1 pseudogene is annotated in these 376 nt (G+C 74.5%); it reads left to right on the top strand.

The features are described 5' to 3' along the window. Positions 1-376 (top strand): annotated as a pseudogene (locus tag EF903_RS33545) (MFS transporter); the annotation flags it as partial.

Here is a 376-nt window from a genome sequence, read left to right as displayed (position 1 = left end):
CCTCGGCTCCTTCTTCCGGCCCGTCGGCGGCCTGCTCTCCGACCGGTTCGGCGGGGCGCGCGTCACCCTGGCCACCTTCTGCGCGATGGCCGCCGGGACCGGCCTCCTGCTGCTGGCCTCCGCGCAGTCCTCGTACGCCCTGTTCCTCGGCGGCTTCACCCTGCTGTTCGTCCTGACCGGCATAGGCAACGGCTCGACGTACAAGCTGATCCCGGCGGTCTTCGCCCGGCAGGCGCAGGACGCCGTCACCTCCGGTCGCGACGCCGAGCAGGCCTTCGCCCGGGCCCGGCGCCTCTCCGGCGCCGTCGTCGGGATCGCCGGCGCCGTCGGCGCCCTCGGCGGAGTCGGGGTGAACCTCGTCTTCCGCAGCGCCTAC

The sequence above is a fragment of the Streptomyces sp. WAC05292 genome, assembly GCF_003949955.1.
GTDB classification, from domain to species: domain Bacteria; phylum Actinomycetota; class Actinomycetes; order Streptomycetales; family Streptomycetaceae; genus Streptomyces; species Streptomyces globosus.
The sequence above is the reverse complement of the archived record's forward strand: the minus strand, read 5'-3'. Positions and strand labels throughout refer to the sequence as shown.